The organism is Sulfurospirillum cavolei (assembly GCF_001548055.1).
In the GTDB taxonomy this organism is placed as follows: Bacteria; Campylobacterota; Campylobacteria; order Campylobacterales; family Sulfurospirillaceae; genus Sulfurospirillum.
Map to the genome: position 1 here is coordinate 49,964 of NZ_AP014724.1, position 17,252 is coordinate 67,215.

A 17,252-nucleotide genomic window follows, 5' to 3' on the forward strand; every position below is an offset into this window, starting at 1 on the left:
CGTTTGATTGTTCGGTCATGTACTTTATGTACACTCCCGTCACAAGCAAACTTCTCGCCTCGTTGCTAACGCCAATCACTGCGTAACGCCGATCTTTTTAAAAGACATTGTTTAAGAAAGAAGAAGTTTAATATCAGTTCTTACATGTAAGAGTTGATATTAGACTTTTTTAGTCTAAAGTTATTTAATTTAATATTGTCAAAGTCAACAAAACGCAAAAAAACAATTTACAACTTGTTGAATGTTTCATTACATTTAATAAGGGAGTGAAATGTGCATTAGAATACAAATAGGTAAGCTATTAAGAGCGAATGGTGGATGCCTAGGCTGTAAGAGGCGATGAAGGACGTACTAGACTGCGAAAAGTTACGGGGAGCCGTCAAGAGGCTTTGATCCGTAAGTATCCGAATGGGGCAACCCAGCTGATAGTGATATCAGTTACCCTGCGGGGGGCGAACCTGGCGAAGTGAAACATCTCAGTAGCCAGAGGAGAAGAAATCAAATAGAGATTCCGATAGTAGCGGCGAGCGAACTTGGAAGAGGGCAAACCTGTTGCTTGCAACAGGGGTTGTAGGACTGCGTTGTAGAATGATGATAGATAGTAGAGTAACCTGGAAAGGTTAACCATAGCGGGTGATAGTCCCATATACGAAATCTAGATTCATCTTAGCAGTATCCTGAGTAGGGCGGAACACGTGGTATTCTGTCTGAAGCCGGGAGGACCACCTCCCAACCCTAAATACTACTTACAGACCGATAGTGAACCAGTACCGTGAGGGAAAGGTGAAAAGAACCCCAGTGAGGGGAGTGAAATAGAACCTGAAACCATTTGCTTACAATCATTCAGAGCCCTATGATTTATCAGGGTGATGGACTGCCTTTTGCATAATGAGCCTGCGAGTTGTGGTATCTGGCGAGGTTAAGAAAACTCGGAGCCGTAGCGAAAGCGAGTCTTAATAGGGCGAATTAGTCAGATGCTGCAGACCCGAAGCGAAGTGATCTATCCATGAGCAGGTTGAAGCTGGTGTAAGAGCTAGTGGAGGACCGAACTCGCTGACGTTGAAAAGTCTTGGGATGACTTGTGGATAGGGGTGAAAGGCCAATCAAACTTCGTGATAGCTGGTTCTCTCCGAAATATATTTAGGTATAGCGTCATGTTGTAGTATACGGGGGTAGAGCACTGATTGGGCTAGGGCCTATACCAAGGTACCAAACCCTGTCAAACTCCGAATACCGTATATGTAATCATGGCAGTCAGGCGGCGGGTGATAAAATGCGTCGTCAAAAGGGGAACAACCCAGACTACCAGCTAAGGTCCCTAAGTGATAACTCAGTGGAAAACGATGTGGAGTTGCTTAAACAACCAGGAGGTTGGCTTAGAAGCAGCCATCCTTTAAAGAAAGCGTAACAGCTCACTGGTCTAGCGATTCTGCGCGGAAAATATAACGGGGCTAAAGTTATCCACCGAAGCTGTAGATTCTACATAGTAGAGTGGTAGGAGAGCGTTCTAGTCAGCATTGAAGGTGTACCGGTAAGGAGCGCTGGAGCGGCTAGAAGTGAGTATGCAGGCATGAGTAGCGATAAAAGGGGTGAGAATCCCCTTCGCCGAAAACCCAAGGTTTCCTACGCGATGTTCGTCATCGTAGGGTTAGTCGGGACCTAAGACGAGTCCGAAAGGGGTAGTCGATGGAAAGTTGGTTAATATTCCAACACCAATAATAGAGCGCGATGGAAGGACGCTTAGGGCTAAACGAGGCAACTGATGGAATAGTTGTTCGAAGGGTGTAGATTAGATGACAGGCAAATCCGTCATCTTATATTCGAGACCTGACAGGCACTTGATGCTCTTCGGAGTGGATGGTGAATCGTTGATGCCGTCGAGCCAAGAAAAGTTTCTAAGTATATCTATTATTGCTCGTACCGTAAACCGACACAGGTGGGTGAGATGAGTATTCTAAGGCGCGTGGAAGAAATCTGGTTAAGGAACTCTGCAAAATAGCACCGTATCTTCGGTATAAGGTGTGCCTCCTTCTGTATATGGACTTGCTCCAAAAAGCGGAAAAGGTTGCAACAAAGAGTCCCTCCCGACTGTTTACCAAAAACACAGCACTCTGCTAACTCGTAAGAGGATGTATAGGGTGTGACGCCTGCCCGGTGCTGGAAGGTTAATTGATGTGGTTAGCGCAAGCGAAGCCATTGATCGAAGCCCCAGTAAACGGCGGCCGTAACTATAACGGTCCTAAGGTAGCGAAATTCCTTGTCGATTAAATATCGACCTGCATGAATGGCGTAACGAGATGGGAGCTGTCTCGACCAGGAATCCAGTGAAATTGTAGTGGAGGTGAAAATTCCTCCTACCCGCGGCAAGACGGAAAGACCCCGTGGACCTTTACTATAGCTTGACACTGCTGTTGGGATAAAGATGTGCAGGATAGGTGGGAGGCTTTGAGGGTGTGACGCCAGTTGCACCTGAGCCATTGTTGAGATACCACTCTTCTTTATTCTGATAGCTAACTGGGACATATTATCTATGTTCAGGACAATGTCTGGTGGGTAGTTTGACTGGGGCGGTCGCCTCCTAAAAAGTAACGGAGGCTTACAAAGGTTGGCTCAGAACGGTTGGAAATCGTTCGTAGAGTATAATGGTACAAGCCAGCTTGACTGTGAGAGATACACCTCGAGCAGAGACGAAAGTCGGTCATAGTGATCCGGTGGTTCTGTGTGGAAGGGCCATCGCTCAAAGGATAAAAGGTACCCCGGGGATAACAGGCTGATCTCCCCCAAGAGCTCACATCGACGGGGAGGTTTGGCACCTCGATGTCGGCTCATCGCATCCTGGGGCTGGAGCAGGTCCCAAGGGTATGGCTGTTCGCCATTTAAAGCGGTACGCGAGCTGGGTTCAGAACGTCGTGAGACAGTTCGGTCCCTATCTGCCGTGGGCGTAGGAAAGTTGAGGAGAGTTGACCCTAGTACGAGAGGACCGGGTCGAACGAACCACTGGTGTACGGGTTGTTCTGCCAAGAGCATCGCCCGGTAGCTATGTTCGGATGTGATAACCGCTGAAAGCATCTAAGCGGGAAGCCAACTCCAAGATGAACTTTCCCTGAAGACCTCATGAAGACTACATGTTTGATAGGCTGGGTGTGTAATGGGTGAGAGCCCTTTAGCTGACCAGTACTAATAGGTCGTTTGGCTTATTCTATATTAACCTACTTTTAACGCTTGAACGAAGTCCAAGCTAAAGTAGCAAATACTAAAGCACAAAAAAGCTTCTGCTTTTTCGTATGAAGTATATTGTATGATAATGCTATTTCACTTCCTTATTAAGTGTAAAGCGCTTTGTTGACAGACAATACTAAAATCACCAAAAGAATGGTGAATTAAGCCTATTTCGCTATAATGCGACAATAGATTTAATTCACGATTCTGGTGGCTATTGAGAAGAGGAAACGCCCTGTCCCATTTCGAACCAGGAAGCTAAGCTCTTCATCGCCGATAATACTTTCCCTTACTGGGATGGAAACGTAGGTCGCCGCCAGTTCCGTGATTCCCTCACTCGATTATCCACTATTTCGTCTTCTACAAAGGCGGTCTTTCTTGGAAAAAAATCAATTAAAAGCTTATTTATTCGCTTTCTTATCTGTCTTTCTTTGGTCAACAGTAGCATTATATTATAGGCTCTTTCTTTTAACTTTAGCTTTTTCAACATTGTCCAGATTTTAACGATTAATTTGCATGATAAAATAGTGTATTTTAGTGATAAAGATAGTAAATTTATTATATTTTTTTATTATATATATTACTTTTTATCTTCAACTAGCTTTTAGCCTCTTTGCGTTACTATAATTTCACAACTAAACATAAAGGAATTTCTATGAAAAAGTTTATCGGTTTCGTAGTTTCAGCATTTTTACTTGTGGGACTTATGAGTACCCATGCAATGGCAGATGCGGCGAAAGGTCAAAAGTACTATCTTAAGTACATGAAAGAGGGTGCCGGCATGAACGGTGCTAAATTTGCTACGCAACATACGCAAGCAGAGTGGAAAGCTTTATTTGACGGAAAAGGCGAGAAATTTGTTGCAGAATACAGCAAAAAATATCCCGGTCTTGAGTCCTTTTTAAAAGGCGATAAATTTGAGAAGTTTATGGCAGATATTAAAGATTTCTGCGTTGAGTTTGCAAGCGACAGCGGTAACGTTCCTTCTTGCTAATCTCAAATTTCTTTAACTTTGATCGTTTTAAAACGATCAAAGTTTGCTCTATATTGTAAAGTTTAATTAACCTAAAAATTCCCAAAAATTAGACATTCTCGTGCATTCTTTAAGAAAAGTAAAGAAAAGTAGACATAATAATTCCTTATTTTTTTGCTATTACTGTTTTTTAAATTAAAATTTATTTTACTTTTGTTATGATGGCTCTACATTAAAAATGCAAAGGAGAGATGATGAAAAAAGTCATCAGTTTATTGGTTTCTGCGTTTTTTGTATTGGGACTTATGAGTACCCATGCGATGGCAGATGCGGCGAAAGGTCAAAAGTACTATCTTAAGTACATGAAAGAGGGTGCCGGCATGAACGGTGCTAAATTTGCTACGCAACATACGCAAGCAGAGTGGAAAGCTTTATTTGACGGAAAAGGCGAGAAATTTGTTGCAGAATACAGCAAAAAATATCCTGGTCTTGAGTCCTTTTTAAAAGGCGATAAATTTGAGAAGTTTATGGCAGATATTAAAGATTTCTGTGTTGAATACGCAAGCGACAGCGGCAACGTTCCTTCTTGCTAATCGGGTTTAAAAATCTTACTTAAAAAGGTAAAAAAAGATGAAAAAATTCATCGCTCCACTGCTCGTCGGAGCAGCTCTTACATCGGCTTTCGGTGCCGATGAGTCGTTAAAGCAAGAAATCGAAGCTTTAAAAGCACAAATGGCGGAGCTTAAAAGTGCCCAAGCAAAAGTAAACGTTGAAGCACTTAAAAATCAGCTCTCTGAAGTCAAAGCACACGATGCCGGCGATAATATCAAATGGACCGTCGATTTTAGAACGGCATATGACTATGTTGATTATAAAATCCAAGGTTCTGAGAAACAAGATAACGGTATTTGGACGAACAAGTTAATTTTGGGTATGGCTTCGCAACCTGTCGATAATTTAGTCTTCAAAGGCTCTCTTGCAGCATATAAAGCATTTGGTCAAAATAACGTTGCTAATACAAGTTATTTCCAAAATTTTGACTGGTACGATTCACAAAAACCAAATGACTCAACTATTCGTTTGCGAGAAGCTTATTTTCTCTATTTCGGTGATCTCGGTGATGTCCATTACAGTGCTAGTTTCGGTCGTAGACCATCGGTTGACGGATTTTTGGCTAACTTGAGAAACGACAATGAAAATCCGGCTTCGCCGATCAGCCATAATATCAATATGGAATTTGACGGTGCAAGCTTCAAATTTGATTTTGATAAGGTAACGGGTATTTCCGGTCTTTATGCAAAACTCTGCTTGGGTAGAGGATTTTCAGATACTACCGGAGCGTATTCTATGAATATGAATACGATGGGCTTCAATCCTGCGTACATCAATGATGAAAATAATCCTGATATGGATTTAGCGGGCTTGATTATTCAATTTTTTGACAATGGCCAATATAAATTAATGGCTAATTACTTTATTGCAAAAAATATGATGGATATGAACATTCATGGCATTGGTGGAATGTATATGACAGACCCAAGTAATCCATTTGGATCGTTAACAGCTATGACTCCAATATATAATTTTAAAGATGTTGGAGATATGACCGGAGGTGCATTATCGTTACAAGTTAACGGTATCGGTGACGGTATTAGCGATTTCTTAGATGACAGTATTTTCTTCCTCTCTTATGCATTTAGTCAAACAGATCCTAACGGAAACGCTGCAAAAGGTATGATGGGTACTACAACCCCTCCATACATGGCACTTGTTGATATGCCTGGTATGCTTGGTTCTACGGATAAAAAATTTGGTTCGTCTATTTATACGGGCGTTCAAGTTCCCGGTATTATGAAAGGTCAAAGACTTGGACTTGAGTATAACCACGGTAGCAAATACTGGAGAAGCTTTACCTACGGTGAGGATACTTTAGTCGGTTCAAAACTTGCTGCACGCGGCGATGCTTATGAAATCTACTACATTATGCCGGTTGTCGGAAAGAACTTGACGGCACAGCTCAGTTACGTGTATATCGACTATGATTATACCGGTAGCGATACCTTCTTCGGCTGGACCGGAACGCCTATGGATGTTGATACGACGGCAGGTGCGGTTAAAACGGCACAAGATATTCGTTTGTCTTTACGCTACAGATATTAATCTATCTTCTTCACACAAGAGAGGTTTTAAAACCTCTCTTTTTTCTTCTTAAAACAAAGCCGCAAAACAGTCAAACTATGTTAAGCTATAGCATCTTCGAGCAAAGGAAGTTTCATGCGATGGATCAGTCTTGCCTTGCTTTTACTTTTTTTGAGCGGATGCTCAAATCTTACGAAAGAGAAGTACGATAAAATTGAGATCGGTATGAGTTATGCTCAGGTGATCGATATTTTAGGTAAAGCAACCGAGTGTAACACGCTTGCGGGTATGAGCGATTGTACTTGGGGTGATGAAAAACGTTACGTCAAAGTTAAATTTATCACCGATAAAGTGATGTTGATGCATGCGCAAGGTATCGAGTAGTTAACAAAAGATTAACATCTCTCATCTATAATTTCGAATACATAAAAAAGGAATGTTAGATGAATGTTATAGCTCGAAATATTGTCAGTAGTCTCTTAATGATACTCTTTAGCGTCGTATCCGTAACCGGTGTGATGATGTTTTTTAAAATCCGAATACTTTCCGGCGAAGTGCTGCACATATGGTTAGGTTTTGTTTTTGTGTTAATATCGTGTTTACATGTAATGAAAAATTGGAATAACGTCCGTATCTATTTTACGAAGCGCTCAACGCATTTTACTTTTTTATTAGGACTTTGTGTCGTAGTAGTGTTTGTAGCGATGCCGTTGTTTCAGCCGCAAGAGCGTACGATCAACCCAAAAGGATTGATTTTTCAAACGATGATGAGTGCGCCGCTTTCTAAACTAGCCGCCTTTACGGATATCGATGAAGAGCTTATGGTTAAAGAGTTAGCCAATAGGAACATATCGGCTTCCGGCAGGCAATCTATCTTGGAAATTGCAAAAGCTAACGATACGACCAACGACGCTATTTTAAAGATAGTCTTTAGCGTTCCCGCGATGCACTAATGCAAACTGACATGTAAGAATTATTCTTACATGTCAGAATTTACGAAGTCTATTTTTCTTCTTTTTTCATCGCTTCTTTGGCACTTTTTACGGCGCCGTCGACCATATTTTTAGCGACTTTCCATGCATGAAAACCTAATTTTTTAGCCTCTTGCGCCACTTGTTTTGCTTTTTCGTTCTCAAATTCGAATTGTTTCAAAGACTCGACTTTGGATGTTGCGATTTTTTCAAACTCGTTGACGTCTTTTTTGAAGGATTCGAGTCTTTTTTCGGCTTTTTCTTTGAACGTTTTTTCTAAAACAAACGCTTCGGCTTTAAGTTGTTCGATGCGCTCGCTAATCGCTTCTTTTGCTTCGTTTGCCGCACGCATCATTTTGGCGGTCGAGCTGTTCATCTCTTTTAAAATTTCTTGAATAAGCGAAGCGGAGATACCTTCGTTTTGTGCGGCAAGTGCTTCGAGAAGTTTCATAAATTGCTCATCGACTTTGAGTAACTCTTTGCGCAACTGCGTCAAATCGGTTTCCAAAAGACCTTCAATCTCTTCCGTTGGAGCAAATTTCAAATCATTTTTAAATTTATCGATGGCTTTAGCGATGCCCTCTCTTACGCCGTTAATCGTGCCTTCTAAAATATCTTTGGCATGCCCTAAATCTTCGTCGGCAATTTCGATAGCTGCGGAAATAACGGTATGTGAAATATCCATCATACGCTTTTTACTCAATTCGCGTTCGCTAATCGCTTGAAAAGAGAGATTTTTTGTAATTTCGTAAATCGTATCGACGATATCGCTTCCTTTCTCAAGTGTCGTGAGCAAGGCTTCACTGGTTGTTTCATGCAAAATACCGAGCATTTCGATACCTTTGAGCTTAGCATCGCTGAGTGCCGATAAAGCATGAAGTTTTGTTTCTTCTTGCATCGATTCGATATGATGTTCAAGCGTATCGAACATTTGAGTTAACGTGGCGCGAATGTGTTGTTTTTGGTGAAAAATACTCTTTTCCAATTGTTCTTTTTCGTAAATCGTTTTGTATAGAAATGCCTCTTGTTCATAGCTAGAAGCTTTTAAAAGACCGTCAATAACGCTATTGAGGGCTCGCGTATTTTTGAGTCCTTCTTCATGTAACGCTTTTGCGTAAAGCTCAAACAATTCGCCCAATCGATTGTAAATATTGTGCTCATCTTTAAGGCGTTGAATTTTTTTACGCGAAAGTTCAAAACAGAGTTCGGAAATCAGCGGGTAAAGTTTGGGACTGTCTTTGTTTTCCTTAACGGTTGCCAAAAAAATGGTGTACGTCGATTCCATATAAACCTCTCTTTTACAATACGAATTTAATGTGTTGGTGTGCTTTGAGTAAATGATAAAGCATTTTTCGATCGTCTGTTCCGTGGACTAAAACACGCAAAGTGTAACTGACATAGTTGCCTTGTTTGCTCTTTTGCGATTTGGCGATTTCATGAACGCGCTCTTCTAGAAGTTCCGTAACGATAGCACGAATATCATGTTTAGCGTCCAAAACCAATTTGTATTCCCAATGGCAAGGGTAATCAAGCTGGAGTTCTGGCGTAGTTTCCACTTTTTCCTCCGCTTTTGGACTCCAAGCAAACGGCGTTGATAATCATCGATTTGTCGATCGCTTTTGCCATATCGTAAATCGTCAACAATCCGATGCTTACACCCGTAAGTGCTTCCATCTCAACGCCGGTTTGTCCTTTGAGTTTTGCCGTTACGCGTAACCTAAACCCCGGCAATTCCGGTAGCTCTTCGACGTCGCAGTTAACCGACGTGAGCATTAAGGGATGGCACATAGGGATTAAATCGCTGGTACGTTTGGTTCCTATGATCGCGGCAACGATGGCGGTTTGGAGCACGGGACCTTTTTTGGTTTGCTCTGAAATAATCATCTCGTATGCATGCGGGCTCATCGTGATTGTACCGCTAGCGACCGCAACGCGAAATGTCTCTTCTTTGTCGCTGACATCGACCATTTTAGGGCGATCTTTTTCATCCAAATGGGTTAATTTCATGGTCTTATCTCTTTTGTTTTTAATTTATTATAGCACCATTTTTCTTAATACCGTTCGTAAGCGCGTGATAAGAGTGTGTCATTTTTTCTCACTTGGCGCATCAAGGCGTTATTCTAAAGTATATAAAACGAAATTATATGCTACAATGATTTTGCAAAGTCATTCAGTGTTTTCTTCATAATAACGTAGTTACGGGCAAAAAAGATGACGTGAATGATTCAAACACGAGGAGTATGGTAACGATGAACATTTACGTAGGTAATGTTAAGTATGAGATGACGGGAGAACAACTTAAAGAGATGTTTTCCGCATACGGTGAGGTCAGTAGTGCACGCATTATTAGCGACAGGGAAACCGGTCGTTCTAAAGGATTTGGTTTTGTCGAGATGCCAAACGATGCGGAAGCTAAAGTGGCTATCGAGTCGACAAACGAAAAAGAGGTCGGAGGAAGAACGCTTAAAGTCAATGAAGCGAGACCTCGCGAAGAACGCCCGAGAAGATCCCCAAGAGAGTTCAACTAAGACGTTTCCCGCTCAAAAGATTCGCGCCGAACGGTCGCGAATCTTTAACGCTTTTTTACCTCGATAAGGCAAAGCCTATACCGATACGATCGCTTCGTTTATTATAATCGATTAAACTTTCCGCATAACCGCTGTAGAGTTGAATGTAACCGAACAGATTCTTCTCCCATAACGGAAATGTCCAATCTGCTTGAACGGCACCTCTATTGTCGTCACGATGAAAATTGTTACGCACTAAAATTTTAAACGTGTGTTGTTTCCACGGGTACATCAGCTCCAAATCCGCAATACCTAAATAATCGTCGATATCGGGATTGTCGTCACTGTTGGCATCTTCGGGGATGCGGTACCATATGCGTGGAGAAATGACCCAATCGCCCGCTTGCAAATAGGTTTTGGCATAGACGCGATTCCACGAACGCGATTTATCGCCTCCTTGGCCGTTGGATTCGTGTAGTACGCCGATTTGGTAAGCTTTGATAAAACTATCGTCGCTAAAATGCGGCATAATCATAAAAAGTTCGGGTTGATAATTGGTCTCTCTAAATGGAGCGGAGTCGTCCGTCGTTTGCCACCATGAGGTTTGCGTATAGGCAACAACGAAACTTTCGTGTAACCCTAAGAGATTGTCGGAAAGTCCTTTTTGAAGACTGAGCTGAAATTTGGTTTCGGCGTGTTTTCTATCGTCGTGAGAGACTGCATCGTAAGTCATCGGCAAAAGATAGTTGATTTTATAGGGTGCGATGTCAAACGCTTGAGTCAGCATCTGTTTCATCGAAGCTTTGGTTTCGTCGTCACCGTCGTACGATCGCAAGAAAGAGCCGTAGACGGCTTCGGTACGTTCGATTCTTTGCAGTCGCTCGACGGTTTCAGGCTCAGACGTTTGTTGGGTTAGCGGCGTTTTCTCGATACTCAGCGTTGCGGCATGTTTGTACCATAGCAGTGCTCTGTCTTTGTCGTCGTGCGCTTCATAATACTTAGCGAGATTTAAAGCCGCCGAGGCATCGCCGCCGAGGGCTTTTTCTTCTAAGAGCGACGTTGCTTCCGTTGCATGAAGAAGCAAAGACGTGCTAAAGAGTATGAAAAATGTGATAAGGGAGTGTTTCATAAGAGGTACCTTCTAAAATTAAAACACAATTATAGCGCAACTATGCGTATTACGGGAAGGATTTCGACCGCGCGGGTAACGAGGCCGAAAGAAAAGAGGTTTAATATTCGTAATCGACGACTTTACTCAGTGCGTTGAGGGATTTAATAAACGCAACGACTTCAAGGTGAATCGGATGGGTTGCATAGGTTGATAAATCTTCTTTGGTTTCAAAATCGCTGATGAGTGCAACATCAAAGGCACGTTCTTCAGGCGAGAAGTTAAGTCCGACTTCCAAATGTTTGACGATATCCAATTTCCCCTGCATGCTCATAATGCGATCGCGCATCGCTTGTTTATTCGTTTCGGAATTGTCGGGAAGCTTGAAAAATACGATATGGCGAACCATCGTTACTCCTTTTTAAGAGCTATTATAGCAAAACTTTATCGCAAATCTACGAAGGAATTTAACGTTAATTTAACACTTCATGACTACACTGTGACAAATTATTTCATAGGGAGTAACGATGGTAAAGTTTATCGTATGGAGTGTTCTAGCACTCTTCTTGACGCTCGGATTGCATGCCGAGGAGTTTAACAAAGCGGCTTCGGGCGAGCCTGAGTTGATTCAGCAAGGCGATACGAAAGCCTATTGTCCGATATGCGGTATGAGTTTAAAGCAGTTCTATAAAACGTCTCACGGGGCTATTTTAAACGACGGAACCGCGACGCAATATTGTTCGATTCGATGCCTTGCGGCGGATTGGAATGCCATCGAAGCACGTGTTAAAAAAATCGTCGTTACCGACGCCAAAAGTGAAAAACTCATCGATGCGAAAGACGCGTTTTACGTCGTCGGCTCTAAAGTTCCCGGTACGATGAGTCAAGTCAGTAAATTGGCATTTGCTCAAAAAACCGACGCCGAAGCGTTTATGAAAGAGTACGGCGGCGAGTTGATGAGCTTTGATAAAGCGTTTGCATCGGCAAAAGCCTCTTTAGCGCAAGACGTGGATGCTTTTATTCAAAAGAAGCAAAAAGGCATGTACCCGATGGGTGAGAAAATCTATAACGCAGCATGCGCGAAAGATCAAATTCATTTAGACGATTTTACGACGATTAGCGCATTGAAAGTCTTTTTGAAAAATAACAAAGTATGCGGCGAACTCGACGAACAAAAGTTGCAAGCCGTTTCTTTGTACGTGTGGGAGATTTTGCGCGAGGAGGCACACGGACATGCCCATAAAAATATGATACATGTCGAAAAAGATGAAAAATGTCCCGTGTGCGGTATGTTTGTTTACAAATACCCGCGTTGGGCGGCGCGTATGAACTACGTCGATAACGGTAAAAACGTCAGCCATGCCTTTGACGGCGTGAAAGATATGCTCAAGTTTTACCACAACCCTTCCAAATGGGGTAACTATGCAAAACAACCCGATGATAAAGTCGCTTTATTGGTGACGGATTATTATACGCAAGAAGCGATTGACGGCAAAGCGGCTCTTTACGTTGTTGGAAGCGACATGTACGGTCCGATGGGCAGAGAATTTATTCCGTTTAAAGATGAAGCAAGCGCGCAAAGCTTTTTGAAAGATCATAAAGGAAAACGCGTTCTTCGCCTCAATGAAATCGACGAGGCACTTGTGTACGAGCAAGATAAATAGTTTTTACGCGATGTCGTGAGGTTGTTCGACGATAAAGCCTTGGAAAAGATCACAGCCGAGGGTTCGAGCAATCTCGCGTGCGGCGCGCGAGTTGAGTTGCGAAGCAATTGTTTTGATGCCCTGCTTACGGGCAAGATCGATCATCGCATTGCAGGTTGCTTGTGCTTTAGGATCAATCGCAAAATCACGGATAAGACGGCCGTGAAGCTTCACGTAATCCACGCATCCTTGCGGAAAATAGGCAAGATATTCCGCACTTTTCACGTTATCCAAAATCAGCGTAAACCCCTCTTGTTTCAGCGTACTTAAGCTCTTTAAGAGCAATTCGCACGGCGTTTTTCCTTCACATTCAACCTCAAGCCATACGTTTTTCGGATCGACGCGGTGTCGTAAAAATGCCAAACGCTCCGCATCAAGGAGATCTTCGTACGAAAGATTGAGCGCAATACGGCGATGCGCGGTTTGGGTTAATTGGCACGCTTTGTGGACGATACTGCGAAACAAAGCATCGTATAAACCGCGTTCGTGTGCGATTTTGAGGAAAAGTTTCGGCGACTGTAACGTTTGGCGATCACACAAGCGCAAAAGACCTTCGTAATAGCATGCCTGTTCTGAAAGATCGACGACGGCTTGGCAATGAAGCGTAATATTTTCGCGTTCGATCGCTTGTTTCATCATCGTTTCTACCGCTTCTTCGCTTTCGCTAAGGAGCGTATTGGCAAATTCAGAGTAGGTTACGAAAGGTTGATCTTCCGTTTTGGCAACGCGTAGTGCTTTTTGGGCTTTTTCCAGAGCGTTGAAATGATCGAAACTGATGCCGATAACGGTTTCGACGCGAATGGTCTGATCGTTATAATCGTAGTCGAGATTTTTAAGCGTATCGAGCAGTGCAAAGATGAGGTTTTCCATTTTTGAAAGTTCAAACGGAGCATTTTGCAAGAGTATAAATGTGTCGTCGACGAAGCGATAAAGCGTCATTTCGTACGATAGGGCAAAAGTTTGGAGCGTTTGGGCAAAACGACGCAAAATAAAATCGCCGCCTTCGTCGCCGTGCGCGATCGTAATAGCTTTAAAGCGTTTGATATCGACGAGAAACAGCTTCGGGCTCTTACATGTCATCATCGCTTCTGAAAAAACATCGAGCGAAGCGACGTCGGTTAACCGATCTTTCATAAGCGTCTCTTTGCCTCTTCGTATTCGTCGGGATGATTGACGTTGAAAAAAAGTGCGTCGTCTTGAAACGAAACGAAACGTGTACGGCTTTGTGCTAAAACCGAACGTATTTTGTGTTCGTTGTGCTCCAAAAGCGTTCGAATGACGGGAATGATCGAGGGCGAATAGATCGCGCACAATTGATGCGAAGACGAAGAGGACGTCGCAACGAGCGCATCGGTTTCGTCATTGAGGTTCGCATACAGCGTTTCAAAGACTTCGGGGGTGACAAAAGGCGTATCGACGCTTAAAATGCACACGGGAATTTGGAAATATTCCAAAATCGATAAAAGTGCCACGAGCGGCGAATGCTCTTGGTACGAAGCGGTATCTTCGATAAAAGAAGCATCAAAGTTAAATTTTGCGCGGCTTTTGGCACTGACATGTAGGCTTTGAAAAAAAGGTTTTAAACGTTGCAGTTGAAATTGCGTGAGCGTTGCGCATCCTCCAAAAGGAAGCAACGCTTTGTCGCTTCCCATGCGAGAGCTTTTCCCGCCGGCAATAATGACTAAAGGCAGCGGGATAAAGACCATTAAAGCGTTCTTGGATCGGTAATTTTTCCCATAACGGCACTGGCGGCCGCTACGGCGGAGTTGGCAAGGTAAATCTCGCTGGTGCGCGCTCCCATGCGTCCTACGAAGTTACGATTGGTCGTTGCGACGCAACGTTCGCCTTCGCCTAAGATACCCATGTATCCGCCCAAACAAGCGCCACACGTTGGGTTACTAAACACCGCGCCCGCTTCGACGAAAATATCCACCAAACCTTCTTTTTGGGCTTGCAAAGAGATCTTTTGCGTTGCCGGCGTGATGATAAGACGTGTTTTTCGAGCAACTTTACGACCTTTTAAGATGCTTGCCGCGATGCGTAAGTCTTCCAATCGACCGTTGGTACAACTGCCGATAAAAACTTGATCGATCGCTAGATCGTCTTTGACCGCTTCGTTAATGGACTTGCCGTTAGAAGGTAAAAACGGATAGGCAATGACCGGATCAAGGTTCGCGACATCGATATGAAGGACGTGAACATACGTCGCATCGTCGTCGGAATAGAAAAATTTCGGCTCACGCGTAAGTTTTTTATCGCTTAAAAAGGCTTTGGTCGTTTCATCGACGGCAACGATACCGCTTTTGGCTCCCGCTTCAATTGCCATATTGCACAATGAAAAACGATCGTCCATGCTAAGGTATGCAACGGTATCGCCCGTAAATTCGAGCGTGCGGTACAAGGCACCGTCGACGCCGAGTCGGCGGATGACTTCCAAGATGAGGTCTTTGCCGTAGACGTGGCGTTTGGGTTTGCCGCTAAAGACGACCTTGATGGATTCGGGAACTTTAAACCAATTTTCGCCCGTAATCATCGCAAACGCGAGGTCGGTTGAGCCCATACCCGTCGCAAACGCGCCTAACGCGCCGTGCGTACAGGTGTGTGAGTCTGCGCCGATAATGACGTCGCCCGGAACGACCAGCCCTTTTTCGGGAAGTAGTGCATGTTCGATGCCCATGTCTTTTTCATCAAAGTAGTGTTTGAGATCGTGTTTGTAGGCAAAATCACGGCTGATTTTGGCTTGGTTGGCACTGGCAATATCTTTGGCGGGAATATAGTGATCCATAACGATACTAAACCCGTCCGGATTGGCAAGTTTGGTCGCGCCGCTCTCTTCAAACGCTTTAATGGAAATGGGCGTCGTGATGTCGTTGCCTATGACCATATCGATCTTGCATTTGATAATTTCTCCGGCATATACCGCGTGTCCGACGTGTTCGCTGAAAATTTTTTCGGTGATGGTTTGTCCCATGATAAAACCTTACATGTAAGAATAATGGGAAGATTGTAACACAAAAAGGTTTAAGAAAAAGAAGAGTTGCTTATGCAACCCTTCTCGGACGCTCTAACGTCCGCAACCGCAACCGCCGCCGCAACTGCTAGAATCGTCGTTTTTAGAGGTGTCGATTTTGAAAGGAAGATACGCGGGGCAAAAGTGGATGATCGCACTTCCTAATACGATAACGCCGATGATTCCGAACCAGCTTTGATACGCTACGCCTGCTAAAATAATGGCAATTCCTACGATAAAACGAACGGCTCTATCGGTTTTTCCTACGTTGCATTTCATGAATGACTCCTTGATTTTGATAATTTAGGAGTTATTATATCCTATTCTAAAAATAAATCGGTTAAAAATTTAAATAATAAAAATTACTATTGACAAATATTTATCAGTTTGATATACTTCCATCATCAAAAACAAAAATAAACATAAGGAGCAATTATGGCATGCGATACCAATAAAGTTGAAGCAATCGCTTCTGAAACCGTGCAAGACAATTCCAATAACGAAATGAAAACACAGGAGAAAAAAAACATGAGTTCCTCTTTAGTTCTACAAAAAGCACCGTCATTCAAAATGGATGCGTATAACGCCAAAACAGGTCATTTTACGAGCGTAAACAGCGAGGATTATCAAGGCAAATGGCATGTCGTCTGCTTTTATCCGGCAGATTTTACCTTTGTATGTCCGACGGAAATTGCGGCGATGAACGCCAAATACGACGAATTTCAAGAACTTGGCGTCGAAATTTTGGCGGTTTCGACCGATACCAAATTTTCGCACAAACGTTTTGTCGAAACCGAACCTCTTTTGGCGGGTTTAAAACTGACGATCGGTGCGGATCCGACCGGTACGGTTAGTCGCGCTTTCGGCGTGATGATCGAAGAAGAGGGAATCGCACTTCGCGGACGTTTTCTTATCAATCCCGAGGGCGTGTGCGTTGCACAAGAAGTACAAGCACCGATGGTAGGACGTAACGTCAATGAATTTTTACGCCAAGTCAGAGCATGGCAACATGCGAGCAAAACGGGCGAAGTATGTCCTGCGGGCTGGAGACCGGGCAAAAAGACTTTGCCGGTAGCAACCGACGTTGAGAAGATGACGGGACGCGTAGGCGATTACATTACGATCGAAGAGATCTTATCGTAAAAAGCCCTTATAGTCACTCAGAAAATTATGGATACCCTCTTGTGCAAAGAGGGTATCGCTCCACGGTTTCGTATCGATCAAATCAAAATAGGCTTCTTTTAAAACATACGCCGATGCTTTGACGTAACGACCTTCTACAAGAAGCTCCACCTCTTTACGCTCGTAATACTCGCCTTCAAAAGTATCAAGGATGACCAAATCTTCGTCGCACACGTCGTAGTAAACGACGCCCTCGACCGACGCGTCTTTTAGCGGAAAAATGACGGGATAAACGTCGTTTTTGATCGCGCGCCTTTCGTAATGGGACAAAGTCGCTTTTTGGGCAAGGTAGTTGCCCTTTACCAGTCGGTGCCAGACGTCTTCAAACATTAATGATCCGTACGTAAAGAGGTGTGTCATTGCGTGCTCCTTGGTGAAAATCATACCACGATACGCGCCGAAACCGTGATCAAAAAGTAAACAAATGAGGGTATAATAAT

18 protein-coding genes and 2 rRNA genes are annotated in these 17,252 nt (G+C 43.4%); 10 read left to right on the forward strand and 10 right to left on the reverse strand.

All coding sequences use genetic code 11. From position 1 onward, the window contains the following. The first annotated feature begins 291 nt into the window (after window positions 1-291). From UCH003_RS00260 to UCH003_RS00290, 7 genes are all read left to right on the forward strand, one after another. Window positions 292-3,202 (forward strand): 23S ribosomal RNA (locus tag UCH003_RS00260). Window positions 3,203-3,425: 223 nt separating this feature from the next. Then, a 5S ribosomal RNA gene (rrf, locus tag UCH003_RS00265) occupies window positions 3,426-3,541 on the forward strand. A 333-nt stretch (window positions 3,542-3,874) separates the two neighbouring features. Then, on the forward strand, window positions 3,875-4,213 hold the full coding sequence (locus tag UCH003_RS00270) for a hypothetical protein (RefSeq protein ID WP_060824956.1): 339 nt from the start codon (window positions 3,875-3,877) through the stop codon (window positions 4,211-4,213). Window positions 4,214-4,446: 233 nt separating this feature from the next. Further along, the gene (locus UCH003_RS00275) at window positions 4,447-4,785 is read left to right on the forward strand and encodes a hypothetical protein (protein WP_039675552.1); all 339 of its coding nucleotides are present in this window, start codon (window positions 4,447-4,449) and stop codon (window positions 4,783-4,785) included. Between the two features lie 37 nt (window positions 4,786-4,822). Beyond that, a complete protein-coding gene (locus UCH003_RS00280; RefSeq protein ID WP_060824957.1) occupies window positions 4,823-6,352 on the forward strand; it encodes a DUF3373 family protein in 1,530 nt (509 codons plus the stop codon). 114 nt (window positions 6,353-6,466) lie between these two features. Further along, the gene (locus UCH003_RS00285) at window positions 6,467-6,715 is read left to right on the forward strand and encodes a lipoprotein (RefSeq protein WP_039675554.1); all 249 of its coding nucleotides are present in this window, start codon (window positions 6,467-6,469) and stop codon (window positions 6,713-6,715) included. A gap of 59 nt (window positions 6,716-6,774) precedes the next feature. After that, entirely contained in the window at window positions 6,775-7,284 is a 510-nt protein-coding gene (locus UCH003_RS00290; RefSeq protein ID WP_060824958.1) for a DUF4405 domain-containing protein, read from the forward strand. Between the two features lie 49 nt (window positions 7,285-7,333). On the opposite strand, the gene UCH003_RS00295 is transcribed toward UCH003_RS00290, so the two are convergent. From UCH003_RS00295 to moaC, 3 genes are read right to left on the reverse strand one after another with little or no spacing between them, the layout of a single operon-like run. After that, the gene (locus tag UCH003_RS00295; RefSeq protein ID WP_060824959.1) at window positions 7,334-8,587 is read right to left on the reverse strand and encodes a DUF6781 family protein; all 1,254 of its coding nucleotides are present in this window, start codon (window positions 8,585-8,587) and stop codon (window positions 7,334-7,336) included. Window positions 8,588-8,600: 13 nt separating this feature from the next. Next, window positions 8,601-8,858, reverse strand: coding sequence for an HP0495 family protein (locus tag UCH003_RS00300; protein ID WP_039676210.1), 258 nt, complete (start codon window positions 8,856-8,858; stop codon window positions 8,601-8,603). After that, window positions 8,830-9,309: a cyclic pyranopterin monophosphate synthase MoaC gene (moaC, locus tag UCH003_RS00305; RefSeq protein WP_060824960.1), complete on the reverse strand. Its 480-nt coding sequence runs from the start codon at window positions 9,307-9,309 to the stop codon at window positions 8,830-8,832. The genes UCH003_RS00300 and moaC overlap by 29 nt, the downstream gene beginning before the upstream one ends. Window positions 9,310-9,551: 242 nt before the next feature. On the opposite strand from moaC, the gene UCH003_RS00310 reads away from it, so the two are divergent. After that, the gene (locus UCH003_RS00310) at window positions 9,552-9,830 is read left to right on the forward strand and encodes an RNA recognition motif domain-containing protein (RefSeq protein ID WP_039675561.1); all 279 of its coding nucleotides are present in this window, start codon (window positions 9,552-9,554) and stop codon (window positions 9,828-9,830) included. 55 nt (window positions 9,831-9,885) lie between these two features. On the opposite strand, the gene UCH003_RS00315 is transcribed toward UCH003_RS00310, so the two are convergent. Together UCH003_RS00315 and UCH003_RS00320 are read right to left on the reverse strand one after the other, a co-directional pair. Further along, complete coding sequence (locus tag UCH003_RS00315) at window positions 9,886-10,938, reverse strand: phospholipase A (protein ID WP_231964790.1); 1,053 nt, start codon at window positions 10,936-10,938, stop codon at window positions 9,886-9,888. A gap of 100 nt (window positions 10,939-11,038) precedes the next feature. Further along, window positions 11,039-11,326, reverse strand: coding sequence for a Dabb family protein (locus UCH003_RS00320; RefSeq protein WP_039675563.1), 288 nt, complete (start codon window positions 11,324-11,326; stop codon window positions 11,039-11,041). Between the two features lie 118 nt (window positions 11,327-11,444). On the opposite strand from UCH003_RS00320, the gene UCH003_RS00325 reads away from it, so the two are divergent. Further along, the gene (locus tag UCH003_RS00325) at window positions 11,445-12,581 is read left to right on the forward strand and encodes a nitrous oxide reductase accessory protein NosL (RefSeq protein ID WP_060824961.1); all 1,137 of its coding nucleotides are present in this window, start codon (window positions 11,445-11,447) and stop codon (window positions 12,579-12,581) included. 3 nt (window positions 12,582-12,584) lie between these two features. Here the strand turns inward: UCH003_RS00325 and UCH003_RS00330 are convergent, their stop codons facing one another. The 4 genes from UCH003_RS00330 to UCH003_RS00345 all read right to left on the reverse strand — a co-directional run bounded on the left by UCH003_RS00330 (window position 12,585) and on the right by UCH003_RS00345 (window position 15,909). After that, window positions 12,585-13,754, reverse strand: a complete 1,170-nt coding sequence (locus UCH003_RS00330) for an EAL domain-containing protein (RefSeq protein ID WP_060824962.1) — start codon at window positions 13,752-13,754, stop codon at window positions 12,585-12,587. Next, window positions 13,751-14,326 carry a molybdenum cofactor guanylyltransferase gene (mobA, locus tag UCH003_RS00335; RefSeq protein ID WP_060824963.1) on the reverse strand — a complete coding sequence of 192 codons (576 nt, stop codon included), beginning with the start codon at window positions 14,324-14,326 and terminating at the stop codon, window positions 13,751-13,753. The genes UCH003_RS00330 and mobA overlap by 4 nt, the downstream gene beginning before the upstream one ends. Continuing rightward, the gene (gene leuC, locus UCH003_RS00340) at window positions 14,326-15,591 is read right to left on the reverse strand and encodes a 3-isopropylmalate dehydratase large subunit (RefSeq protein ID WP_060824964.1); all 1,266 of its coding nucleotides are present in this window, start codon (window positions 15,589-15,591) and stop codon (window positions 14,326-14,328) included. Before leuC ends, mobA begins: the two co-directional genes overlap by 1 nt. A 93-nt stretch (window positions 15,592-15,684) precedes the next feature. Next, the gene (locus UCH003_RS00345) at window positions 15,685-15,909 is read right to left on the reverse strand and encodes a YgaP family membrane protein (RefSeq protein ID WP_060824965.1); all 225 of its coding nucleotides are present in this window, start codon (window positions 15,907-15,909) and stop codon (window positions 15,685-15,687) included. 156 nt (window positions 15,910-16,065) lie between these two features. On the opposite strand from UCH003_RS00345, the gene UCH003_RS00350 reads away from it, so the two are divergent. Continuing rightward, window positions 16,066-16,773 carry a peroxiredoxin gene (locus UCH003_RS00350; protein WP_060824966.1) on the forward strand — a complete coding sequence of 236 codons (708 nt, stop codon included), beginning with the start codon at window positions 16,066-16,068 and terminating at the stop codon, window positions 16,771-16,773. Here the strand turns inward: UCH003_RS00350 and UCH003_RS00355 are convergent. After that, window positions 16,765-17,172: a gamma-glutamylcyclotransferase family protein gene (locus tag UCH003_RS00355; protein ID WP_039675577.1), complete on the reverse strand. Its 408-nt coding sequence runs from the start codon at window positions 17,170-17,172 to the stop codon at window positions 16,765-16,767. The genes UCH003_RS00350 and UCH003_RS00355 overlap by 9 nt on opposite strands. Window positions 17,173-17,252: the final 80 nt, after the last annotated feature.